This window comes from Streptomyces sp. NPDC002602, assembly GCF_042889445.1.
GTDB lineage: Bacteria > Actinomycetota > Actinomycetes > Streptomycetales > Streptomycetaceae > Streptomyces.
Genome location: NZ_JBIAQX010000025.1, coordinates 40,319 through 62,962 on the forward strand (window position 1 = coordinate 40,319; position 22,644 = coordinate 62,962).

Consider the following 22,644-nt stretch of genomic DNA (forward strand, 5'->3'; position numbering starts at 1 on the left):
GGCGGGGCTGCCACGGCCTTGGCGCTGCCCGGAAGGGGAGGGACAGGTGCCAACGGCGTGAGCACCCACGGAGGAACTAACGCGGAAACAAGGCAAAACGCATCTAACGTACAGCCTGAAACCGTCTGCGCGGCAGTATGCTGCCGTCCATGTCATCTCCCACCTCGGGAGGTGAGCGGGAGAAGCTCGTCTCCAAGCTGCCCGCCCACCTCCAGCAAGCACTCAAGGTCCGCGCGGCGCAGCTCCAGACGGACATGCAGGACGCCGTCACCAACGGCATCCACGCCTGGCGGAACTGCACCGACGAACTGCCCGACGTCAACACCGCCGGCGCCGACTCGTTCGGCACCTACCTACCCGAAGGCCTCTACGAGGACTTCAAGGCCGACTGCCGCGAGCGCGGTGTCTCCTACATCCAGGGGCTGGCCCAGTCCGTGGTGCTCTGGCTCGCGGACAACCCCGCCGAAGCGACGGCGACCACCCGGCGCATCGTCGTCTGCAATCAGAAGGGCGGTGTCGGCAAGACCGCTGTCTCCGCGGGTCTCGCCCAGGCCCTCGCCGAAGACCCGACCGCCATCGGCGCCGCGGCCGACGCGGCGATCGGAGGCCTGCGCGTCCTCCTCGTCGACTACGACCCGCAAGGCCACCTCACCCACCAGCTCGGCCTCACCGCGATCCCCGCCGGCGAGGAAAGCCTCATCACCCACATGCTGCACCGCGATCAGGGCAAGCACTCGCTGCTCGACCTGACGGTCGCCATAGACGGTGACCGGTTCGGCGACCGACTGCGGATCCTTCCCGCCGCGTTCGACGCGTTCCTCCTCGACTCGGGCCTCACCACGTTCCGCGGTCTGCGCCACGCAGCTCTCGAACGTGCCCTCGCGCCCCTCGAAGAGCACTTCGACGTCATCGTCCTGGACGCGCCGCCCAGCCTCGGCCTCGCCATGGACGCCGCCCTGACCTACGGACGCCAGAGGGAGGGCGAGAAGCCCGGCTCATCCGGCCTCGTCGTACCCGTGGAAGCCGAGGACACCTCGGCTCAGGCGTACGGCATGCTCATCCAGCAGATCGACTCCGTCTCACGTGACTTCGACGTCGTCATCGAGCAACTGGGACTCGTCGTCAACAAGTTCGACAGCCGCCGCGGGTACATCGCGACGTCCTCGTTGGACAAGTGGAAGTCGCTCGGTACTCCCCCGGTCCTCGCCGTCGTACCGGACGTCAAGGAGCAGCGCGAAGCCGTACGCAAGCAGCGTGCGCTCCTCGACTACGCGCCCGACTGCGAGCAGTCCCACCAGATGAGGAAGATCGCCCGAGGGGTGAAACTCGCGTGAGCAAGGCGGACATGCTGGGGGACTCCCCCACCTTCAACGCGGTCGCTCAGCCCATGAGCAGCCGCGCGGCCTCCTTCGCGCGATTCTCCGGGCAAGACGCTCCCGCGGCCGAGGCCGCACAGACCGGCCAGTCCGGGACGCTCCGGGTCGCCCTGGAGGCTCTCGCCCACAACCCCTACAACCCGCGTGAGGAACTCAAGGCCGTCGAGGACCTCGCGGACAGCCTCACGTCCCGAGGCGTCATCCAGCCCCTCGCCGTCGTGACCCGACAGGCCTTCCTCGCCGCGCACCCCGGTCAGGAAGACAAGGTCGGAGCGGCCGCCTACATCGTCGTGGACGGCAACCGGCGTCTCGCCGCAGCGAACCTCGCCGGCCTGGACGACGTACCCGTCCACCTCGACGACTCCCTGGCCGAGGACGCCGACACCCTTCTGGAAACCGCCCTCACGGCCGCCATCCAGCACGAGAGCCTCGACCCGCTCGACGAAGCCAAAGCCCTGGAACGGCTCGTCCAGGTCCACGGATCCCAACGCGCCGTCGCCCGGGCGCTGGGCAAGTCCAGCCCCTGGGTCACCCAACGCATCGCCCTGCTCAAACTCACCCCCGAGCTTCAGAAGCAGGTCGAGGACCGCACGCTCCCGGTCGAGATCGCCCGCAACGTCGGCCAGTTGCCCGCACAGCAACAACAGCCTGCCGCGGCAGGAGCCCTCGCCAAGCGTGCCGCCGGCAAGGTGCGCAAGAAGACCACTCCGGGTGCTAACGCCGTTAGCACCCCCGACCCGGCTCCTGCTCCGGCTCACTCCGCCGCCACGAGCCGCAGGCGGGAGGAGCAGCACGACGCACCACCCGTGAGGCCGGAGTCGGCCGTTCCGCAGGCCCCGTGGCACGACGGCAACGAGGTGGCCGACCTCGTCCTCGAGAAGATGACCGAAGCACAGCGTGCGGTGCTCCTGCAACGCCTTCTGGCTGCCCGGGGCGAGGGATAACCGGTCCGCCGGGTTACGAGGGGTGGGGGTGCTAACGCCGTTAGCACCCCCACCCCTCGCACCCTTCTGAATCGGTTCGGAGAGGATGGCTGTCCTGTCTCACTGAAGGTTGACCGATCTCACCGAAGATTGGTCAGTGCCTTCCGTTCAGCGAAGGCGCGTAAGTCGTAGTCGGGCTTCGTTGCGGACATCGGGGTCTCGGTCCGCGGCCAACGTCCGGAGCTGCACGATCAGCTCATCGCCGTCCTGTCCGGTGGCCCAGCGTGGGTCACAGTCAAGCTCCGCAGCGAGCTGATCGGCGGTTCCCTGGTCAGAGGCGACTGCACGGGCAGCGAGCACGGCGCGCAGGCCGGCCAGATCTCTCCGAGCCAAGAGAGCTGACGCAGTATCCGAGGTCACGCCGGTGTCCTGAGCGTCTAGCAAGAGACGGTGCAGGACACCGGTGACACCCTCAATCTGCGGTGCTGCCGCCAGATGTCGTCCTGCGGCAGCCCTCACGGACCAGGCCGGCGATTCCGCTGCGGCGATCGCGTCGCGAAGCCCTTGCTCGGTGAAGTCGTCCACACCACCAGGCTGCCAGGGGAATGTCTCGATCGCGCTTCGTCGAGACAACACCGCACCGGTCAATCGTCAGTGAGATTGGTCAGCCTTCAGTGAGACAGGACAATGGCAGGCATGACAGACACATCCCACTCCGATCCCGCGGACCCGGCGGATCGCCAGGTGATCGAGCACGTCCTCGGCCGTCCCCTGAACCAAGCCTGGCCGGAGGGTGCCTTGCAACCGGGTACTCGGGTCACCGTCGTTCGTGACATGACCGGGAACAGCGGTTGGCAGGCAGAATTCCCCGGAACGATCGATGGCATGGGCGCACCCGAGCCGAACGAACATGTCCAGGCGCTCACCGGCGAGCTGATGTATTGGGTGGCCTTCGACGAGCCGCAGTACGACACCGAGGGGGAGGGGCCCTACCGCAAGGCCCAGCTCTGGGGTCGATACCTGAAGCCCGCGGGGGAGAGCTGAGGGCACCGGGCTCAGCCCTGGACCGCACGGCACCGCATCGCATCGCAGTCCGTCGCATCGCAGCCCGTCGCATCGCACCGCACCGCATCGCATCGCAGTCCGTCGCACCGCAGTCCGTCGCATCGCACTGGGCTCTCCAGTAGTCGACCTTCTCCCGCACCCGTGCGTGCTCACTCAGCGGGAGTGGAACGCCAAGAGACCAAGCGCCGTGCTCAGTTACGGTGCAGTGCGCAGTGTGCGGTGCTCAGTCCGTCAGGCGCGATCACATGTACTCGGAGAGGCCTGTCCGTAGCTCCAGAGCCGACAGGGAGCAGGCAAAAACGGCTGTGCGGCCTGCTGAGGCCCTCTCGGCCGAGGGGTGATCGCATCACACCGGCAGTGCCGAGATCGGCGCCCTGAAGGGCCTTCTCATGCGTCGGATATTTCCGTTATGCGGGAAATCGTCTCTGCGTAGGCTGGATGGGAGCCGCTCCTCGCACTGGACATCGGCTGGTCCGCAGCCAACCGTAAGCTCGCTTCCGAACCCGGCTGACGGGTCGTCGGTATGCCTTCGAGGAAAGCGGAGAAGAACCATGAGCGAGTACGGATTCATCCGCGCCCCTGACGAAGTCATCTCGATACGTGTCGAGTTGGCCGAGCAGGTGGTCAAGGCCCTTCAGGATGCCGGGTTGCCCGCCTTCCGTGACATGGGATCCGACGGCCCGGACCAGGCGGGCGCGGTGGTCTACGTCGAGCCCGACGCCGAGTTGGGTTCGGCAGCCGTGTCCGTGGGATGGAGGTGCGGTACCGCCAAGCTCCAGGTTGCCCTTGACGCGCTTGTCTCCGGCACTTCCGACGGGCCCGCCCTCCGGTGTCTCGGAATGGTGAGTCTTCCCATGCAGAATGCGATGATCAAGATTCTTCTCTCGGCCGGGATCATCGCAACCCTGAACAACGACACCATGAACCCGGAGCACGTCCTGGTGTTCGGGATGACATCCGACCTGCCACCCGCGGTGCGGCCCGCGTAAGTTCTGCGAGAGTTCCGTAAACGTCCTGTCGGAGTGCCGTGCCGGGCGCCGTGACACGGTGAACCTTTCCGGTCACAGCACTGGCTGGTGACGCTCCATCCGCTCCCGTGAGGTCCTTCCTGCATGCCCGTGATCGATTCCCGTTTCAGCGTCCTGTCGGAGGACTTCGCCACCGACCCCTACCGGTTCTTCGCCGGGTTGAGGGAGCACGCGCCGGTTCACCACGAGCCCGCGATCGACAGCTACTTCGTCTCCCGATACCAGGACGTGAAGCGGGTGCTGACCGACCACGAGGTGTTCAGCACCGAGATGCTGACGATCCGAGCCGAACCGGTCATGCGCGGGCGGGTGTTGGCCCAGATGACCGGTGCCGAACACACCGCGAAGCGAAAGATCGTCGTCCGGGCCTTCACCGGGGCAGCACTACGGGATCAGGTACGGGCCATACGTACCAACGCCGCCGAGCTCATCGAGCCGTTCCTCTCCCGGGGGAGGGTGGATCTGGTCAACGACTTCGGCAAGCCCTTCGGAGTCCATGTGACGCTCGATGTCCTCGGCCTGGACAAGGAGGACTGGCAGCGGATCGCCGTCTGGCACGGCGGGGTCGCCGAGTTCATCACCAGCGTCGTCCTCACCCCCGAACGCCGCCGGCACTGCCTGGATTGCGCGGAACAGTTGGAGGCCTACCTCGTCCCCGTCATCGAACGGCGGCGCCGCCATCCCGGCGACGACCTCATATCGAGGCTGTGCACCACCGAGTTCGACGGCATCGCCATGAGCAACCGCGACGTCACCGCGCTGATCATCAATGTCCTGGTCGCGGCCACCGAGCCCGCCGACAAGACCCTCGCCCTGCTGTTCAAGCACCTGGTCGACCATCCCGAACAGATGGCACGGGTCCGCCGGGATCCGGACCTGCTGACCGCCGCGATCGCCGAGACCCTGCGCTACACACCACCGGTCCAACTCATCCCGCGCCAGGCCGAGAAGGACGTGGTGATCGCCGGCGCCACCGTTCCGGCGGGAGCCGTCGTCTTCTGCATGATCGGCGCGGCCAACCGCGACCCGGACGCCTTCACCGCCCCGGACACCTTCGACATCCACCGCCCGGACCTCGGCACGGCCCGCTCCTTCACCGCGGCCGCCCAGCACCTGGCCTTCGGTACCGGGCTCCACCAGTGCGTCGGCGCGGCCTTCGCCCGCGCCGAGATCGAGACCGTCGCCACGATGCTCCTGCCACTGCTCGACCAGGTTCACCACGCTCCCGGCTCCCGCTACCGGGAAACCGGCCTGTACACGCGAGGCCCCGCCTTCCTGCCCTTGAACTTCACGCCCGTCACGCCCGGCACGCCCGTCGCCGGCCGCGAGGGACGCCCGCTCACCCCGTAGACCCCCCGACCGAGCCCCACCGGTCCCCGGTCCCGGCCCCGAAGCCCGCGACGCGGTCCAGTGGACGCGCGGTCGGGCGGCGGTCGCGCGGTCGAGTGGTCGAGTGGACGGGTGGACGGGTGCGGACAGGACTGGACAGTCGTCGTCTCCACCGAGCATGGATTGTGGACACCGCCCGACCCGAGGCTGTGCGCCATGAACCTCGTACGTACGAAGGACAACCCGGCCGCCGCCCGGCCCCGCCAGGGGAGCGCCCTCGCGGCGCTGGCCGCGGCCCAGTTCACCGTGATGCTGGCCACCTCGATCGTGAACGTCGCGCTGCCGCAGATCCGCGCCGGAGTGGGTCTGTCGGACGGCGGTACCACATGGGTGGTCAACGCCTACGGCCTGGCATTCGGGGCGCTGCTCCTGGCGGGTGGTCGGGCGGCCGACCTGCTCGGTCGCCGTCGGGTGCTGATCGCCGGTCTCGCGGTGTTCGCGGGGGCCTCACTGGCGGCGGGACTGGCCGCCTCCCCGGGCGTGCTGATCGCCGCCCGCGCCGTACAGGGGCTCGGCGCAGCCTCCATCGCTCCCGCCGCGCTCGCCCTGACGATGGGTCTGTTCCCCGCCGGCCCCGGCCGGGGCCGCGCGTTGGGGGTGTGGGGCGCGGTCTCCGGCGCCGGGGGAGCGGCCGGCGTCCTGCTGGGCGGCGTACTCACACAGGCGTGGGGCTGGGCCTGGGTCTTCCACATCGTCGCCCTCGGGGCGGTACTGGTCCTCATCACCGTCGCGATGTTCGTCCCCCGGGGCGGCGGCCGTGAGGCGGGGCGGTTCGATCTGCTGGGTACCGCGACCGTCACCCTCGCCCTGACCTGCCTGGTCTGGGCGTTGACCAGCGCACGAGGGGCCGGCTGGACGAACGGCGGGGTGCTCGCGGCCCTCGTCGGCGCCGTCGCCCTGTTCGCGGCCTTCGCCGTCATCGAGCGTCGCCGACCCGACGCCCTGATACCCCCGCGGCTGTTCTCCACCGGCCGTGTCGCCGCGGGCAACCTGCTGATGACGCTCCTCGGCTCCGTGTGGATCGCACTGTTCTTCTTCCTGCCGCTCTACCAGCAACAGGTCCTCGGAATGAGCCCGTTGGCCACCGGGGCCGGTCAACTCCCTCTCGCCGTCGCCAACATACTCGGCGCGGTCGCCGCGCCCCACGTCTCCCGACGCATCGGCGCCACCGCGACCGTCACCGCGGCCCTGCTCACCGAGGCCGCGGGGCTGCTGTGGTTGTCACGGATCAGCCCCGACGGGAACTACCTCGGCGATGTCCTGGGTCCGAGCGTCCTGGTCGGCGTCGGCCTCAGCATCGCCTTCGTACAACTCACCACCCTCGCCGTGGACGGCGTCCCGGGGCGGGACGCGGGACTGGCCGGCGGACTGGTGAACACCACCCGCCAAGTCGGTGGCGCGATCGGCCTCGCCGCCCTCGCCACCCTCGCCGGATCCGTCACGGCCCACGCGGCTCCCCACCAGTCACACCTGGACGCCCTCACCGCCGGCTACCGGGCCGCCTTCGCGGTCTCCGCCGCGATCCTTGCGGCCACCGCCCTCCTCGCCCTGTGCCTCACCAGTCCCAGTCGCCGCGCCGGCACGGCCCTCCCGTCCGAGACCTCCGAGACCTCCGAGACCTCCGAGGCCACCGCCCCGCACCAACAGGGCCATGCCACCGACCAGGTGACCAAGCGTGCGACCGACCGGGTGCCCAACCATGCGCCCGACCAGACGACCGCCGTCAACCACCCTTGAGGGGAACCCCACCATGTCCAGCCACGCAACCGCGCCGCCGCCCGCTGCTCCTGTCCATCCGATCCGTCTTCCGTACAAGGTCGACAATCGCGCGGCCTACCTCAGTTTCGGACTGGCCTACGTGCTCGGGCACGGCGCCGCCGCGGCCTCGCAGGGGGACGCCCCTCTGCTCGGCCTTCCCGGCTGGCTGCCCATGACACTCCTCGGGTTCGGGCTCGCGACGGGCATCGTCCAAGCGACCGTCGCCGCGTCGCGGGCCCAGCGGGGAGCCACCGCGCCCGACCTCCTCTCCGGCAGACTGCTCGGCGCCGCCTGGATCGTCGCGTTCACCGCCCTGTTCCTCGCCATCACCGGCCTCACCTCCGTCCTCGACCAGCCCGAACTCCAGTCCATCCTCTGGCCCGCCGGTTCCGGTCTCATCGTCGGCCTGCTCTACCTCGCCGAAGGTGCCGTACGCCGCGACGTGCTCCACTACGTCCTCGGGGTCTGGCTGGCCCTGACCTCCACCGCGGCGCTCTCGCTGGACGCCCCCGACCTCTATGGGGCCCTCGCCCTCGCAGGCGGCGGTGCCTACGTTCTCGCCACGGCCCTCGAACACCGTCGCCTCCGGCAGCCCGCGGGACCCTCGCGGAACTGACGCCTTTCACGGGTTCGTACGCGGGGGAGCGCAAGGCACTGCCCTACGCGGGGGAGCGCAGGGCACTGCTCACCTTCGGGACGGACATCACCGACGGCCGGGAGCCGTGCCTCTGCCATATGGGAACTGTTGAGGCTGGGCGGGGCTGCAAGAAGAAATCCATTCACCGGACCGTCAGAGGGCCTACCTCCACCACGGCACCCCCACCACACCCTCCCCGACCCCGACCCCGACCCCGACCCCGACCAGGACCCCGACCAGGACAAGGACCAGGACCGCCGAGACGAATCACCCCGTGCGCGGGTCGGAGTCAATGTCCCCTCCCGGGGGTTCAGCGTCGACAAGGTTCAGCCCGGGTCGCCTGGCGGCACGACCCGCGTGGGGTGCTCTTCGAAGGGGGATGCCGACCGCATCGAGGACGAGACGGCCACAGCACTAGGAGCTGCGGGCGCCAGATGAGAGCCACGGGGTGAGAGCGGTGAGCGTGACCAGTTCCTTGTACGTCTCGTCGCCGGGCAGGGGCACGATGAGCCAATGGCCCGGCGGGAAGAACCGGCCCTTTGTGTAGGCCAGTCCGCTGTAGACGGACCGGAGGAACGCCGGAAGGGAGTCGCGCGGTACGTCGTTGAACTCGACGTTGTCCACGGTGATCTTCGCGTCGTCCTCGGGGAAGACCTGGACGCTTACGGTCGGGACGCCGGACAGTTCGACGAAGGCCTCGTGCGGCAGCGAGCCGTCGGGGTCGACGATGGTGAAGACGCCGGCCGATGTGCGGCGCGATGTCTGGTCCGCGCCTATGTCATCGGTGACGGTCATCTCCATGCCGTATTCGGCCGCGATCTCGCGTATCGCGGTGACAGCCGCCTCGGTGGATGGCAGGTGGGGGTGCGTCATGATCGCGATTCTTCCTCATCCGGGGTGTTGCGAGTCCGGATGGGTGGGCGCCGGTCTTCGGTGTCGAACGGACACGTTGTCGCACGTCGTTAGGTCGACTACTGGAGAGCCCAGTGCGATGCGGGTCCGGGCGCGCCCGACCGGCTTCCGATTCGAACACTTCGCCGGCCTGATCACGCCCGTGCACTTGTTGTACCGGCATACGATCGCCAAGATCACGAAAGGGGGAGTCATGAGACTGGCATGGTTGGCATTTTTGGTCGACGAGTGGGATGAACTCGGCTACAGCAACGGCGTGTTGCGGGGCGCTATCGGTACGGTCGCGGTTCTGCTTTCCGCAGCGATCGTCGCCCTCGCGCTGCACCGTTTCCGTGTTGCCGCGCTGACAGTCGCCGGGGTGGTCGCCGTCGCAGGAGTCGGCTGGCTGTCAACCCACTGATACCCATGGACGTAGGGCGCGGGCAACGGTTCCGCGCGTCCGCTCGCGCGTTACCGGCCTACCGGGTGCCCTTCACCGTGACGAGGGTGAGCGCGGCAGCCACGGTGTCGTGCAGGGTCTCGGCCACGGGTACGCCGTGGCGGCGGGCGACATGCACGAGGTAGCGGTTTCGTTCGGGGTTGGGGCAGTCGGGCGGGCATCCGAGGACGGCACGGCCGGTGGCGACGTCGAGACCGAATTCGACATTGGTGGTGAACCCGGGCAGGGACACCAGGTCGCGGGGGATCCAGAAGAGGATCGCGTCGGCATGGCGGCGGGCGTCGGTCTCCCAGTCGACCTGGTCGTCGTAGTGCACGGCGCGGAACCCGCCCCGGGACTCGGGGTTCAGGACGGTCAGCGGCTGCCGGCCGGTCCACTGGGTGGTGAGCTCGCCTATCGCGTCGGGGCGCCAGGAGGGGACGGGGCCGTCGGCGCGCGGGGTGGGCCCGGCGAGGAAGACACTGGGCCCGCCGGTGGGGAGCGGTTCGCGGGCGTAGACGAGGTTCGGGGTCACGGTCATCGGGTTCCTCCGGTGCGCTGCGGGGGCCAGGGGATCGGCAGTCGATGGTCGGCGGAGCGGGGGCACGAGGTTGACGTGGAGCTCGGAGACGGTCAGCGAGGCCCTTCCCCCCTTCGACGTGATGATGCTCGCGGCCGGACACTCGGTCGTCAGCTCGGCGGCGCGGCGCATCACGGTGGCGGTCACCTCCGGATCCTCTCCCGTGTCCTGGACGTGTATGCCGGGCAGTCCACGTACGTACTCGGGGTGAACCACGCCCGAGCGCGGGCGGATCGCGATGGCGCCGTCCCACTCGCCGGCCGCGTCCCCGTTGGTAACGGCGACGGGCACCGGAGCCCGACGCCTTTGGTAACAGCGACGGGCCCCGGAGCCCGACGTCTCCTCCGCCACCGACTTCCTCGACCGGTACGAACGCCGGCTCAAACACAAGGGCGGAGCCCGGGCTCCGCCGCCTCCGCCTGCCGCACGAAAGCGCCGGACAAAGGCTGCTGCCGAAAGCGAACGAGGCCACCCCACCCATCCAGGCGAAAAGCCCAAGGCGGAGCCTTCCGCAGCACCCTTGAGTGGCCGGCCCGGCAGACCGTGCTCGGGCGGGCGTGAGTAGGCTGGCGGCATGTCCTCCGTACTGATTGTTGGCTATGACCCTCAGGAAATACCCGGCGTCGACGCGGAGGGACTTCGTGCGGCACTGGACAAGGAACTGGCCCGGTTCGCGGAGCACGACATCGAAGCAGCCATGACGCTGGTCGCGTTCGGCGCGTCGGCCGAGCCCACGCTCGTCGCGTCGCTGGCCGAGCGTCCCTGGGACGTGGTGATCGTCGGTGCCGGAATCCGCAAGACGGAACAACTGCTTCCGTTCTTCGAGCAGATCGTGAACCTGATCCACCGCCATGCACCCCAAGCCGCCATCGCGTTCAACACCAGCGGTGGGGACAGCGTCGAGGCGGCACAGCGCCGGCTCTAGGGTTGGTCAGGGCGGCTCACCCGCAGAGCCATGGTCGAACCGCTGCGAGGGCGGACCTTGCCGCGGAAAAGGAAGGGCGGCCTGTCGTATCGGGTCGCGAGGGGCCGGCGGTTCTTGAACCGGCAGATCGTCCGATCGACCTGGTCGCGGCGTCGGTGGCGCCGCCGAGCAGATCACCGGGGGACGCAGGATCCTTCCACTGGCCTCCCTGGCCTCCCTGTACGGCCTCGGGCACGGACGGGCCGAGGGCGCGGTGTGACGCGGACCGGGATCACCGCTTCCGCCGGAAGCGGAGGCCCGAGCTGTCGGGTGCTCGGCTCAGGCATCCGAGGCGGACGCGATCCAGGGTGGCGCCCTGGTCCCGGACATCCGTCGTTAGGATCGGGACGAGTACCGGCCGGGGAGACGGGGGCCGCGAACACGGCGGTTGAGGGCAGGGGTTGCTGCCCTGTCCACCGTCCGCCGCGTCGGCGGAACCTGTGGACGAGAGCAGCGAGGGCACATGAGAGACCGTCGGTTCGGACCGCTGATAGGTGCCGCTGCCGCGGTGACCTTCCTGGCCGGGTGTCAGAGCGGAAGCGCGCCGGCGCTGAGTCTGGGCGGCCTGACCAAGACCGCCGACGCCATCCCCCGCGAGGGTCAGGCCAGTTGCCCCCTCTCCTACGACATCACCAAGGCCGCGAAGGCCGCGGGCGCCGACGGGGCGTCCGCGCCCGGGTCCCTGAAGGAGCCCGGGGCGGCGGTCGCCACCGCGGAAGGGGGCAACCGGGCCGAGGCGGGCACGCCGCTGGCGCAGAACCCAGGCGCCCTGGTGAGCTGCGTCTTCCACATCGGTCGGGAGGAGGTGGTCGTGCACACCGCGGCGACCCGCCACTCACAGGCGGTGGCGCCACTCGCCGCGATCGTCGCCCAACTGGCCGGATCCTCCACGGACGACTTGATCGCCTACATCAATCGGATGGCCGAGGCCAAGATCGGCGAACCCGTCGTGACCAAGAGCGGCAACGTCGCCGCCGTCCGGCTGAAACTGGACGGAGAGGGCGACGCGGTCATGGTGGTCGGGGCCGGCGACACCGGGCACTCATCACTGGGCCGGGAGCGGATCACCGTCCTGGCCACCTCACTCGCGGACCAGCTTGCCTAGGCCGTCTCTTTCGGATCTTGCCGGGCGGCGCGGGTCAGGCAAGATCCGAAAGAGACGGCCTGGTGCTGTGACCGGAAGGGTTCAGTCTCCACGACTGGTCACGGCTACATGACAGAGGGGCTCAGGCTCGTCCTCCGGCATGCCTTCGACGAGCTGGAGTTGCACCGGTTGGAGGCGAACATCCAGCCCGACAACACTTCTTCCCTGAACCTGGTCAAGCGCCTCGGGTTCCGACGCGAGGGGTACTCGGCCGCCTTCCAATTCCTCAATGGCGCCTGAAGAGACCACGAGCGCTGGGCCGTCACCGCAGAGACCTTCCGCCAGGAGGAATCGTCACGTCCGTTGGATCGGTAGGTCGTTCGGCCCGTGGGGTGCGTTGTGACCCAACGGTGAAATCGTCCCATCCGCCCGGCTCGGACCACGGCAACCGGATACGGTGCGGTGACCGCGCGCCGGCGGGCCCGACCGGACTCGACAGGCGGGATGGGACGAGAGGTAGCGGTGCCCGTTGAGCCGGACAGGGGCGTACGCGCCACTGTCGGCCGGGGCCTAGTGCTGTGACCGGAAAGGTTCACCGTGTCACGGCGCCCGGCACGGCACCTCGCCGCGTTGTCGGACCGCTCAAGTACGTCCAGTACAAGAGGCAGTCCTCCGCCTTGCGATGCACCGCACCGGACACCGCGACCCGGCAAACCATTCCGGTCACAGCACTAGAGCAGTTCGTGGCGCATGGCCGTCGTCACCGCCGCCGTACGGTCGGTCACCTCCAACTTGCCGAAGATCCGCAGCAGGTGGGTCTTGACCGTGGACTCCGCCACGAAGAGCCGGCGCCCGATCTGTGCGTTCGTCGCGCCTTCCGCGACCAGGCGCAGCACCGCCACCTCGCGCTCCGACAGTCGCGGCCGCTCCGGGCGGGTGCGCAGCCGGTCGACCAGCCGGCCCGCCACGGAAGGGGCCAGCACCGTCTCACCACGGACGGCCGCCCGGACCGCCTCCGCCAACTCCGCGCGGGCCATGTCCTTGAGCAGGTAGCCCGCGGCGCCCGCCTCCACCGCGCGCAGGATGTCCCCGTCGTTCTCGTACGTGGTCAGCACCACCACCCGGACCGGCAACCCGGCCGCCGTGATGCGGGCGATGGACTCGACGCCGTCACCGCCCGGCATCCGCAGGTCCATCAGGATCAGGTCGAGTTCCGGGAGGAGCCGGGCGGCCAGCGCTTCCGCCTGCGGGCCGTTCGCGGCCTCGCCGACCACCTTCAGGTCCGGCTCGGCGGCGAGCATGCCGCGCAGTCCCTCCCGTACCACCGGGTGGTCGTCGGCCAGCAGGATGCGGATCATGTCGTACGGCTCCTCAGCGGATCGGGAGGGTGACGGTGACGGTGGTGCCCCCGGACCGCGCGCTGTCGACCGTGGCGGTACCGCCGGCCTCCGCCGCGCGGGCCGCCAGGCCCCGCAGGCCGTAGCCGGGGGAGGGGGCCGAGGGGTCGAAACCGCGTCCCGTGTCCCGTACCGACACCGTCAGGGTGGACGGAGCGTAGACGAGGGACAGGGCGGCCGAGGCGCCCGGTCCGGCGTGCTTCGCGCAGTTCGTCAGGGACTCCTGGCAGGTGCGCAGCGCCACCACTTCCAGCGCCGCCGGCAGCGGCCGGACCTCGCCCGTGACCGTGACGGCGGCCGGCGGGTCGTGCCGGGCCGCGAGGCGGCGTACCGCGTCGGGCAGGGAGCCCGAGTCGAGGTCGGCGGGGGCGCCGCCGGAGACGAGAGCCCGAGCCTCGGCCAGGTTCTGCCGGGCGGTCACCTCCATGAGGTCCAGGTGGCGGTGAGCCTGGGCCGGATCGGTGTCCATCTCCGACCGCACGGCCTGCACCAGCATCAGCAGGCTGGTGAAGCCCTGCGCGAGGGTGTCGTGGATCTCGCGGGACATGCGCTCCCGCTCGGAGGCGGCTCCGTGCTCGGCGGAGAGCCTGGCCACCTCCTCCCGGCTTGCGTCGAGTTCGGCGATCAGACCGGCACGACCGATGCTCTGCTCGATGATCCGGAGGATCCAGGCGCCGAAGAACGAGGAGAAGGTGAACGTCGCCACGGCGGCGACGGAGTTGAGGAGGAGCACGTACGCCTCGGGCCGCCACAACAGTCCCCACCCGGCGACCGGCAGCAGGGTCAGTGCCGCCATGGACAGGATCGCCCGGCGCAGCCGCGCCAGCATGAAGAAGTGCGGGGCGAGCGCGAAGGTGATCAAACGGGTCTCGCCGACCAGGCACGCGGCCGGCAGGAACAGCACCAGTGCCGTGTTCAGGTAGCGGGCCGACGCAGCCGGCAGCGCCCCCGGCTCCAGCAGGAGCAGCGGCCGCCCGGCCCACAGGTACCAGGGGACCATCAGGGCGAGCAGGACGAGGGCGGGGACCCTGTAGGGCAACGAGGGGAACTCGGCGCCGAGTACGAAGACCGCGGTCGCCAGCCACACGACCCCGAAGTACGCGTCCCACGGCAGGAACGCGCGGTCCCAGACGTGGACGTCGCGCGCTCCGGTCGCCGTGGTGAATCCCCTCAACCGTCCCGTCGGCTCTTCCACTTGAAGGTCAGCAGGCACAGGACCAATCCTCCGACGACCCAGGCCCCGAGCACCAGGGCGGTCTTCCCGTACTCCCATCCGCCGGCCTGTTCCAGGACGGCGGCCGACTCGGGCAGGAACACCCCGCGCAGACCCTGGCACATCCACTTGAGGGGGAACAGCGCGCCCAGGTTCAGCAGCCAGCCGGGGATCTGGTTGACCGGGATGAAGACCCCGGAGATGAACTGAAGGATGAGGAACGGCAACACGACCACCGAACTGGCGCTCTTCCCGGACTTCGGCAGGCTGCTGACGGCGATGCCCAGGAGGGCGCAACCGGCCAGGCCCAGGGCGAAGATCCAGCCGAAGGTGAGCCACTTGGCGGGGGAGGAGGGCAGGTCGAGGCCGAAGAGGGTGGAGCCGACGAGGAGCAGGATCGCGGTCTCGGCGAGCCCGGTGGCGAGCACCATCCAGATCTTGCCCAGGAAGTACGCGGCCGGTGGCATCGGGGTCCCGCGCAGCCGGCGCAGCACCTTCTCGTCCCGCTCGACGGCGATCGAGATGCCGAGGGACTGGAAGCTGGTGGACATGATGCCGGCGGCGACCATGCCCGCCGCGTAGAGCTGGGAGGCGGTGATCCCGGTTCCCTCCACGGTGTCGCTGAAGATCGAGGCGAAGAGGGCGAGGAAGACGATGGGGAAGGCGAAGGTGAAGATCATCGCGTCGCGCTGTCGGACGAACTGCCTGATCTCCAGGGCGCCGCGACTCAGCCCCAGGGTCCAGGCGCCCGGCAGGGCCTTCGCCGTCCGGGTGGTCGTGGCGGAGGTGGCGGCGGAAGGGGTGTCGGTGCTCATCGGGCTTCCTCCCGCTGGGTCCTGTTCGCAGCGGCGGATGGGGCGGTGGGTCGGGTGCCGGCCTCGGCTTCGGGCCCGGTGCCGGTCCTGCTGTCCGGCTCGGTGAGCTGCCCGGTGAGGCGCAGGTAGACGTCCTCCAGGGTGGGGCGGGTGACCGTCAAGTCCGGAACCTCGCCGCCGAAGTGGGACGCCAGCTCCGCGACGGCCCCGGTCGGGTTCTCGGTCCGCAGGCTGTGCGGGGAGCCGTCGACCCCCGTCCAGCCCACGGTGGCGCCGGTGCCGAAGCGGGCACGCAGTCCCGCAGGGTCGCCCTCGGCGACGACCCTGCCCCGCGCGATCACCGCGAGGCGGTCGGCGAGGGCCTCGGCCTCCTCCAGGTAGTGCGTGGTGAGCACGATGGTGGTGCCCGCCCCGGCCAACAGCCGGATCAGCTCCCAGAACTGGCGCCGGGCCGCCGGGTCGAAACCGGTCGTGGGCTCGTCCAGGAGCAGCAGTTCCGGATCGCCGATGACGCCGAGCGCCACGTCGAGCCGCCGCCGCTGGCCACCGGAGAGGCCCTTCACCCGCTGGTCGCGCTTGTGCTCCAGGCCGACGAGGGCGATGACCTCCGCCGGATCGCGGGGTACCGGGTAGTAGCGGGCGAAGTGCTCCACCGTCTCCCGGACGGTCAGTTCGGCGGGCGCCGACTCGTCCTGCCAGACGATGCCGACGCGCGAACGCCAGGCCCGATCCCCGGTCGACGGGTCCGCGCCGAGCACGGACACCTCGCCGCCGTCCCGCTCCCGGTGGCCCTGGAGGATCTCCACCGTCGTGCTCTTGCCCGCCCCGTTGGGCCCGAGGAGGCCGAAGACCTCGCCCCGCCGGATCGTCAGGTCCAGTCCGTCGACCGCGGTGACCTCGCCGTACTGCTTGCGAAGCCCCCGTACCTCCACCGCGTTCTGTGTCATGCGTCCATGCTCGTCCGGAACCGCGTCCACCGGTCCCCCCGTACGTACGTCCTCGTGTCCATCGAACGGTGGACAGAGCGCCCCGTACGGCACGGTTCGCAGGTGCTGCCGACGCTGCCGGAGCTGCTGCGCGCGGCCGGGCAGCAGCGCCGGCACGGTACCCACCGGCGTCGTCGACGGGGCTGTCCGACGTACGCGGACCGGCCGACCGGGACGGCCCGCCAAGCCCGGCCGACCCGAGCGGGGCAGGGGACGAGCCGTACGTCGACCCCTGCCGGGCTCGTAGCCGTTCGGGTTCCCTCCCTCAGGCCGTGGTGGGAGCCGCGGCCTCGGTCTTGGTGTCCGAGCCCGAGCCCGAGCCCGAGTCCTTCTTCGTCTCCGTGCCCGTCTCCGTGCCCGAGCCCGAGCCCGAGCCAGAGTCCGAGTCCGTGTTGGTGTCGGTCACCGGATCGGGGTGCGGGATGCGGTGCAGCCCCCTGAGGTCGTAGAGGCGGGTGACGGCGAAGCCGAAGGCCAGTGCGGCGACGAGGGCGACACCCATGGAGGTCCACGCCCGGGCCAGACCCGCGTCGGCCTGGGCCCCGTAGTAGAGCAGGGAGCGCAGGCCCTCGGTGACCTGGCGCAGCGGCTCGAACTCGGACAGGGCGCGGAAGAACCCGGGCAGTGCCTGGACGGGCACGGTGGCGCCGGAGGACGGGACGGCCATCGCGACGAACACGATGGTGGCCAGCAGCATGCCGGGGGTGCCGAAGGCGGCGAACAGGGCCAGGCTGCCTACGCCGACGACCGCGATCGTGGCCACCGAGTAGAGCCACAGCAGGCCGAGGTGGGAAGCGTCCATGTCGAGGATGCCGACGGTGGCGACCTCGACCAGGGAGCCCATGACGAGGGACAGGCCGAGCATGAGCGCGATGCCGATGGCCAGGGTGCGGACCCGGCTGGTGTGTTGGACGGGTTCGCGCTTGCGGACCGGGCCGAAGTCGGTGTGCAGGTAGCCGAGCGCGGTGTCGACCTGGGAGTTGACCACATTGGCGCCGAGCATGCCGCAGACGACCAGCACCAGCGCGTAGTAGAAGGCGCTCAGTCCCATGGCGCTGCGGGAGCCCACGGGGTGGCCGTCGGCGACGTTCACGGTCACCGGGTCGGCCAGCTTGAGCTGGGCGGCCGTCGGGATCGGGGTCTTCTGGGACCCGGCCCGCTTGAGGAGTTCCTGACCGAGCTGGGCGGAGGCGGCGTGGGCGGCCTTCTGCGCTGCCTGGGAGGACATGGAGGAGCCGATGCTGCCGGCGGCCTGGTTGGTCAGCACGGTCAGCGTCGGCGCGGTGGCCTTGCCCTGGCCTGCGGGTTGCGGGGCGGTGAGGCCGGTCACCGACGCGGAGAAGTCCGCGGGTATGACGAGGGCGCCGAAGACCTTGCCCTTGCCCAGCCGCTTGTCGGCCTCCTCGCGGCTGACGACCTGCCAGTCGATGCTCCGGTCGCCCTTGGCGGCCTTCTCGATCCCCGACACGACCTGCTCGCCCAGGTTGAGCCGGCGGCCGTTGACGTCGGCGCCACTGTCGCTGTTGACCAGGGCGACGGGCAGGTCGCGCAGATTGCCCCTGGGGTTGACGTTGCCGCCGACGTAGAGCAGGGCGAACAGCATCGAGACAACTGCGGCGATGAGGCCCGTTCCGATCCACAACTGGGGTCGGCGGAGCACGGAGGGAGGTGTGGGATGAGGCATCGATTCTCCGGTGCGGCGGCGTTCCTGAGTTGGATACTTATGGTATCCAGTTACTGGATACTGGCAGTATCTTGTTGTGGTGTCCAATCGCCGCCGACGGCCACCGGACCGCGAGACCAGCAGGGAAGCCGTATGAAGATCTCGGAGCTCAGCCGCCGCACCGGCGTGCCGGTCGCCAGCATCAAGTACTTCCTGCGGCAAGGGCTGTTGCCCGCGGGGCGGGCGACAGCCGCGACCCTCGCCGAATACGGGGAGGAGCACGCGCAGCGGCTCCGGCTGATCAAGGCACTGACCACGCTCGGCGGCCTCACCATCGCCGCCACCCGCGACGTGCTCGGGGCCGTCGATCAGGCCGAGAGCTCCGAGGGCGCCCTCGGAGCGATCAGCTACGCACTCCCCGTGCCGGTGGCGGGTCGGCGCCCCGCAGGCCACGAGGAGGAAGCGGAAGCCGACACGGCCGCCGGCGCCGAGGTGACCGAACTGCTCGCGGCCCTGAACTGGCAGGCGCCCGACACGTCACCGCACGTGAAGGGGCTGACGGCGGCCCTGGAGGAACTGCGCCGGCTGGACGCGCAGTACGCCCCGGGCGAGCTCGCCGCCTACGCGAGGCTGGCCGAGTCGGTCGCCCGGCTGGACCTGGAGCGCGCGGCCGGCCTCGACGACCCGGTGGCGCTGGCGGAGCGGGCGGTCATCGTCTTCGCGATCTGCGCCCCGGTCTTCGAGCTGCTGCGCCGTCTCGCGCAGGAGGACCAGGTCCGACGCCGGGTGGCCGGGGACGGCGCCTAGGCCTGACCCGTTTTCGCAGAGCCCGCGCGTACGTCCGGCGTGCGGGACCTGCCTGGTCGGGCGCCGTACGTCCGGCGTCCGCCGCCACCGGGTCACGCCCCGCCCCTGGGTCGGGGCACGACCCGGTGGCGGCGGACCCGACGCGTCCGAACGCGGCCCACCCGGAGCCGCGCCGCGCTCCGCGGGTTGCGCGACGTCGGCTCGGTGAGTGCAGGGTGAGGGTGGTCCACCCGGATCGGAGCTTCGGCGGGGTCGGCCCCCCGACGGGGGTCGTCGCGCAGTCGGCCGTACCTCACGAGCCACATGATCTGTGCGACCAGCGCCAGCCAGGTCGCGGCGCCCGCGGCTCCTTCGACCGGCCCGTGGGGGTCGGTCCCGATCATGGCGATGGTCGTCGCCACGATCACCGTCAATCCGGCCCGGGTCACGGTGGCGAGCGGCGCGTCCGGCAGGCGACGGCCGGTGCCGGGCAGCGGATCGGCGTCTGCCGTGGCGGGGGACCGATCGCCGCGGTGGTTCACACGTTCCTCGCGGATCCGCAGGCCGAGCAGCCCGTACAGCAGCGCTGTGACGGGCAATACGACGCAGGCCAGTCCGACGGGATCCACGCGCCGAGGGTAGGGCGCCACACCGGGACGCGTACATCCGATATCGGCGGGCCCGCCCCTCGACGACGTCGCCCCGCGGGAGTGACCGTGAGGATTCACCGCCCGCGCGCCGATGAGTCCGGCCCCCGCCGCCGGTCTACCGTTCAGACCCATCGTCCCCGGAGGAGCGACCGATGACCGAAACGACGATTCTCGACCTCGGGGCTCAGGCCCGGATCCTCGCCCGACTCGCGGCGTGCGTCCCGGATGCCCGGCTCGCCGATCGGACTCCGTGTCCCGACTACACGGTCGGCGACCTGCTGGGCCACCTGCTGGGCCTTTCCGTCGCGTTCCGTGACGCGGCCCGCAAGGACCTCGGCCCGACGACGGACACGTCCCCCGACGCGGCCGCCCCCTCGCTGCCCGCCTCCTGGCGCGAGGACCTGCCCCGGGTCCTCGGCGAGCTGGCCGAAGCCTGGAAGGATCCGGCCGCGTGGACGGGCATGACCCGCGCGGGTGGCGTGGACCTGCCGGGCGACATCGCGGGCGCCGTGGCCGCCGACGAGCTCGTGGTGCACGGGTGGGACCTGGCGCGGGCCACCGGCCAGGAGTACACACCCGATCCGGCCGCGCTGAGCGCCTCGTACGCCTTCCTCCTGGCGGCAGCCGGGGAGGAGAACCGCGACGGGGACGGGGGCATCTTCGGCCCCGTCGTGCCCGTACCGCACGACGCCCCGTTCCTCGACCGCGCCGTCGGGCTGAGCGGACGCGCTCCGGACTGGACGCCTCCGACACCCTGCTGACGACGGGCGCTGATGCGTACCGACGGGGCCTTGCCGATGCGCGGCGGGGGCCGACGGCACGGCTTCACGAGCCCGCGCGACGCGGAAACCGGACCGAGAGACCGAGAGACCGCGAGACCGCGACTCCGGGAAACCAGCAAAACCGGAAGCCGAGAAACCGGGAAACCGGGAAACCGGGAAACCGCGAAACCCAGAGGATTGAGAACGATGAAGTACATGATCCAGATGAACATGCCCGCCGCCCAGTGGGACACCATCATGTCCGCGTACTCCAAGGACGCCATGCGGGCCGTGATCGCCCACATGGACGCCCTCAACGACGAGATCACTTCCGCCGGTGAATGGGTGGAGGGCGAAGGACTCGGCGGTCCCTCCCGCGTCAAGACGGTGCGGGCCGGGAGCGACGGACGGCCGCGGGTGACCGACGGGCCGGCCGAGGCGGGCCAGAACATCCTGGCCGGGTACTGGGTGGTCGACGTCCGGAGCGAGGAACGGGCCCTGGAGATCGCCGCACGGGCATCCGCCTGCCCCGGCCCCGACGGCAGGCCCGGAGCCGATCCGGTCGAAGTGCACGCGATCTCCGACGGCCCGCCCGAGGCCTGAGCCGGACCGGCCGTCGGAACCGAACCGGGCGATCGCAGAGCAAGGTGCGTCAGTGGGGTAGGCCCGGACGAGGCCCGGATGAGGCCCGGATGAGCGTGCCCAACGCGTGGCCGGGCCGCCTGAGCCGGCGAAGCGGCAGAGCGATCTAATCCTCGCTCTCCCGCAAAGGCAGGCCGGGTTCGTCGGCCATGACGAGCTCGGTGATCGTGAAGCCGTCAGGCGTGCGGATCGAGATCCGGTACAGGCTGGGCGCTGTCACGCGAGCGTGGGCGGTTGCGTGGCCGTCTTCCCAGCTCAGGGCCAGTTCTTGCTGGTCCTTGGGGTCTTCGAGGTTGGTGAGTCGGCAGGTGATGCCGGCGAGGGAGTCGACACCGCCGAGAGTGATCCTCCACGGCCGGCCGGCTTCGACGAGGTCGGGCGTGGTCAGGCCGCATCCGGCTTCGCCCAGGGGCGGCCCCATGTGACCGTCCTCGCGGATGATCTCGGTGACGGCGTCGAGGGCGGTCCGGGCTTTGGCGATGTCACCGTGGTGGAGGGGGAGCGGGGTGACCGCGGGCGCGATGGCGGCTGATTCCTTGTAGACGGTGCCGTCCCCGTGGACGTGGAAGAACTTGACGTTCTTGTTGTGGTCGCGGAGATAGGTGCCGTCCCCGTGGGTGCGGGCGCCGTCGAGGTGTGCTTCGACCTGTCCGTCTCGGATGGTCAGGTTCTGCCAGGTGGGCTGGTTGATGCCGACCACCGAGCGGTGGTCGGGCAGGCTGATCCGCCTCTGGCCGTGGTGGAAGACGGCCGCGGCGCGTGCGAGTTCGGGGTTGCCGCCGATGGAGGTGATGTCGCTGGGTGTCAGATGGCGTACGTCTCCGTTGCCGCGCAGGCTCTTGTACTGGGGCAGGAGGTCGTGGAGGCCGGGCATGTCCGCGCAGATGGCGCGGAGTCTGCGGTGGGGGAGGGGAACGGGTGTTCCGCGGCCGGTGTTGAGGATGACCGCGGCTTTGACCGCTCCGTGGAAGGGGGTGCCGAGGGTGATGACACCGCGGGTGTCGTCCTGGAGGTCGCTGTCGTACTGGTCGCCCAGCGCGGCACGGGTGACGAGCCCGCCCATGGAGTGGGCGACGAAGACGAGTCGGGCCTCGCGCTCGTCCACGCGGTGTCGGCGGGCGGTGTCGTGGGCGGGGTGCAGGCGCCAGGAGGTCAGGTGCTCGCGTGCCGCTGCCGCCAGGAGACGGGCGTTCGCGGCGATGGGCAGGCGCCAGTCGTAGGCGAATTCCAGGATGGCGGCGCGGTGGGCGACACTGGTCTCGACGGTTTCAACCAGCTCGGTGTAGGGCTCTTGGCCCGCGAGATAGGGCGTCCAGGCGCTGTGCTTGAGCAGTCCGGTCGCCTTGATCCGGGTGTGCTTGCCCGCGAGTTCCTCATCGGTCATGCGCAGGCCCTCGAGGCCTTGGGGACTGGTCCAAGCCCTGCGCAGCCAGGAGATCCCCTCCAGGCCCCACAGGTGCTTGTTCGTGCGGGTGTCGAACAGTTCGCTTCCCATGATGCCCGGGACGATCACGACGGCATCCTGGGTGACGTGGTCGGGTAAGTCGCCGGCCATGGCGGCGGCAGTGACCCGAAGTTGCTGATCCTGGTCCATGGT

Annotated in this window: 23 protein-coding genes and 1 pseudogene; 14 read left to right on the forward strand and 10 right to left on the reverse strand. The window is 70.2% G+C overall.

Going from position 1 to position 22,644, the window contains the following annotated elements; all coding sequences use genetic code 11:
* The first annotated feature begins 149 nt into the window (after nt 1–149).
* On the forward strand, nt 150–1,334 hold the full coding sequence (locus ACFYW3_RS36345) for a ParA family protein (protein WP_351758063.1): 1,185 nt from the start codon (nt 150–152) through the stop codon (nt 1,332–1,334).
* The gene (locus ACFYW3_RS36350) at nt 1,331–2,320 is read left to right on the forward strand and encodes a ParB/RepB/Spo0J family partition protein (RefSeq protein WP_389388634.1); all 990 of its coding nucleotides are present in this window, start codon (nt 1,331–1,333) and stop codon (nt 2,318–2,320) included. The genes ACFYW3_RS36345 and ACFYW3_RS36350 overlap by 4 nt, the downstream gene beginning before the upstream one ends.
* 147 nt (nt 2,321–2,467) lie before the next feature.
* Here ACFYW3_RS36350 and ACFYW3_RS36355 read toward each other — a convergent pair whose 3' ends face one another.
* Complete coding sequence (locus ACFYW3_RS36355; protein WP_351758058.1) at nt 2,468–2,884, reverse strand: hypothetical protein; 417 nt, start codon at nt 2,882–2,884, stop codon at nt 2,468–2,470.
* Between the two features lie 111 nt (nt 2,885–2,995).
* Between ACFYW3_RS36355 and ACFYW3_RS36360 the strand changes: the two genes are divergently transcribed.
* From ACFYW3_RS36360 to ACFYW3_RS36380, 5 genes are all read left to right on the forward strand, one after another.
* Nucleotides 2,996–3,343, forward strand: a complete 348-nt coding sequence (locus ACFYW3_RS36360; protein WP_389388635.1) for a ferrous iron transport protein A — start codon at nt 2,996–2,998, stop codon at nt 3,341–3,343.
* Nucleotides 3,344–3,915: 572 nt separating this feature from the next.
* Nucleotides 3,916–4,353, forward strand: coding sequence for a hypothetical protein (locus tag ACFYW3_RS36365; protein ID WP_389388636.1), 438 nt, complete (start codon nt 3,916–3,918; stop codon nt 4,351–4,353).
* Between the two features lie 123 nt (nt 4,354–4,476).
* Nucleotides 4,477–5,742 carry a cytochrome P450, cyclodipeptide synthase-associated gene (locus tag ACFYW3_RS36370; RefSeq protein WP_351758049.1) on the forward strand — a complete coding sequence of 422 codons (1,266 nt, stop codon included), beginning with the start codon at nt 4,477–4,479 and terminating at the stop codon, nt 5,740–5,742.
* Between the two features lie 195 nt (nt 5,743–5,937).
* Nucleotides 5,938–7,518 carry an MFS transporter gene (locus tag ACFYW3_RS36375; protein ID WP_389388637.1) on the forward strand — a complete coding sequence of 527 codons (1,581 nt, stop codon included), beginning with the start codon at nt 5,938–5,940 and terminating at the stop codon, nt 7,516–7,518.
* 13 nt (nt 7,519–7,531) lie between these two features.
* Entirely contained in the window at nt 7,532–8,155 is a 624-nt protein-coding gene (locus tag ACFYW3_RS36380) for an ABC transporter permease (RefSeq protein ID WP_389388638.1), read from the forward strand.
* Between the two features lie 435 nt (nt 8,156–8,590).
* Here the strand turns inward: ACFYW3_RS36380 and ACFYW3_RS36385 are convergent, their stop codons facing one another.
* On the reverse strand, nt 8,591–9,049 hold the full coding sequence (locus tag ACFYW3_RS36385) for a hypothetical protein (protein WP_389388639.1): 459 nt from the start codon (nt 9,047–9,049) through the stop codon (nt 8,591–8,593).
* Nucleotides 9,050–9,167: 118 nt separating this feature from the next.
* Between ACFYW3_RS36385 and ACFYW3_RS36390 the strand changes: the two genes are divergently transcribed.
* Nucleotides 9,168–9,488: a hypothetical protein gene (locus ACFYW3_RS36390; RefSeq protein WP_389388640.1), complete on the forward strand. Its 321-nt coding sequence runs from the start codon at nt 9,168–9,170 to the stop codon at nt 9,486–9,488.
* Nucleotides 9,489–9,546: 58 nt separating this feature from the next.
* On the opposite strand, the gene ACFYW3_RS36395 is transcribed toward ACFYW3_RS36390, so the two are convergent.
* Complete coding sequence (locus tag ACFYW3_RS36395; RefSeq protein WP_389388641.1) at nt 9,547–10,377, reverse strand: nucleoside 2-deoxyribosyltransferase domain-containing protein; 831 nt, start codon at nt 10,375–10,377, stop codon at nt 9,547–9,549.
* Between the two features lie 283 nt (nt 10,378–10,660).
* On the opposite strand from ACFYW3_RS36395, the gene ACFYW3_RS36400 reads away from it, so the two are divergent.
* From ACFYW3_RS36400 to ACFYW3_RS36410, 3 genes and pseudogenes are all read left to right on the forward strand, one after another.
* Nucleotides 10,661–11,011 (forward strand): hypothetical protein, encoded by a 351-nt coding sequence (locus ACFYW3_RS36400; RefSeq protein ID WP_389388642.1) that lies wholly within the window; start codon nt 10,661–10,663, stop codon nt 11,009–11,011.
* A gap of 502 nt (nt 11,012–11,513) precedes the next feature.
* The gene (locus ACFYW3_RS36405) at nt 11,514–12,155 is read left to right on the forward strand and encodes a hypothetical protein (RefSeq protein WP_389388643.1); all 642 of its coding nucleotides are present in this window, start codon (nt 11,514–11,516) and stop codon (nt 12,153–12,155) included.
* Nucleotides 12,156–12,179: 24 nt separating this feature from the next.
* A pseudogene (locus tag ACFYW3_RS36410) lies at nt 12,180–12,434 on the forward strand (GNAT family N-acetyltransferase); the annotation flags it as partial.
* A gap of 431 nt (nt 12,435–12,865) precedes the next feature.
* On the opposite strand, the gene ACFYW3_RS36415 reads toward ACFYW3_RS36410, so the two are convergent.
* The 5 genes from ACFYW3_RS36415 to ACFYW3_RS36435 form a co-directional block, all read right to left on the reverse strand.
* Complete coding sequence (locus tag ACFYW3_RS36415; protein WP_351758020.1) at nt 12,866–13,492, reverse strand: response regulator transcription factor; 627 nt, start codon at nt 13,490–13,492, stop codon at nt 12,866–12,868.
* Nucleotides 13,493–13,505: 13 nt separating this feature from the next.
* Nucleotides 13,506–14,744: a sensor histidine kinase gene (locus tag ACFYW3_RS36420; RefSeq protein ID WP_389388644.1), complete on the reverse strand. Its 1,239-nt coding sequence runs from the start codon at nt 14,742–14,744 to the stop codon at nt 13,506–13,508.
* Complete coding sequence (locus ACFYW3_RS36425) at nt 14,702–15,559, reverse strand: ABC transporter permease (RefSeq protein ID WP_351758016.1); 858 nt, start codon at nt 15,557–15,559, stop codon at nt 14,702–14,704. The genes ACFYW3_RS36420 and ACFYW3_RS36425 overlap by 43 nt, the downstream gene beginning before the upstream one ends.
* The gene (locus ACFYW3_RS36430; RefSeq protein ID WP_389388645.1) at nt 15,556–16,506 is read right to left on the reverse strand and encodes an ABC transporter ATP-binding protein; all 951 of its coding nucleotides are present in this window, start codon (nt 16,504–16,506) and stop codon (nt 15,556–15,558) included. The genes ACFYW3_RS36425 and ACFYW3_RS36430 overlap by 4 nt, the downstream gene beginning before the upstream one ends.
* Nucleotides 16,507–16,810: 304 nt before the next feature.
* Nucleotides 16,811–18,229 carry a YhgE/Pip domain-containing protein gene (locus tag ACFYW3_RS36435; protein WP_389388646.1) on the reverse strand — a complete coding sequence of 473 codons (1,419 nt, stop codon included), beginning with the start codon at nt 18,227–18,229 and terminating at the stop codon, nt 16,811–16,813.
* Between the two features lie 132 nt (nt 18,230–18,361).
* On the opposite strand from ACFYW3_RS36435, the gene ACFYW3_RS36440 reads away from it, so the two are divergent.
* The gene (locus ACFYW3_RS36440; protein WP_389388647.1) at nt 18,362–19,015 is read left to right on the forward strand and encodes a MerR family transcriptional regulator; all 654 of its coding nucleotides are present in this window, start codon (nt 18,362–18,364) and stop codon (nt 19,013–19,015) included.
* A 92-nt stretch (nt 19,016–19,107) separates the two neighbouring features.
* On the opposite strand, the gene ACFYW3_RS36445 is transcribed toward ACFYW3_RS36440, so the two are convergent.
* On the reverse strand, nt 19,108–19,623 hold the full coding sequence (locus tag ACFYW3_RS36445; RefSeq protein WP_389388648.1) for a hypothetical protein: 516 nt from the start codon (nt 19,621–19,623) through the stop codon (nt 19,108–19,110).
* Nucleotides 19,624–19,796: 173 nt separating this feature from the next.
* On the opposite strand from ACFYW3_RS36445, the gene ACFYW3_RS36450 reads away from it, so the two are divergent.
* Nucleotides 19,797–20,405, forward strand: coding sequence for a TIGR03086 family metal-binding protein (locus ACFYW3_RS36450; RefSeq protein ID WP_389388649.1), 609 nt, complete (start codon nt 19,797–19,799; stop codon nt 20,403–20,405).
* Between the two features lie 207 nt (nt 20,406–20,612).
* Nucleotides 20,613–21,008 carry a YciI family protein gene (locus ACFYW3_RS36455; RefSeq protein ID WP_351763238.1) on the forward strand — a complete coding sequence of 132 codons (396 nt, stop codon included), beginning with the start codon at nt 20,613–20,615 and terminating at the stop codon, nt 21,006–21,008.
* Between the two features lie 145 nt (nt 21,009–21,153).
* Here ACFYW3_RS36455 and ACFYW3_RS36460 read toward each other — a convergent pair whose 3' ends face one another.
* Nucleotides 21,154–22,641 (reverse strand): hypothetical protein, encoded by a 1,488-nt coding sequence (locus ACFYW3_RS36460; protein WP_389388650.1) that lies wholly within the window; start codon nt 22,639–22,641, stop codon nt 21,154–21,156.
* Between the last annotated feature and the right edge of the window lie 3 nt (nt 22,642–22,644).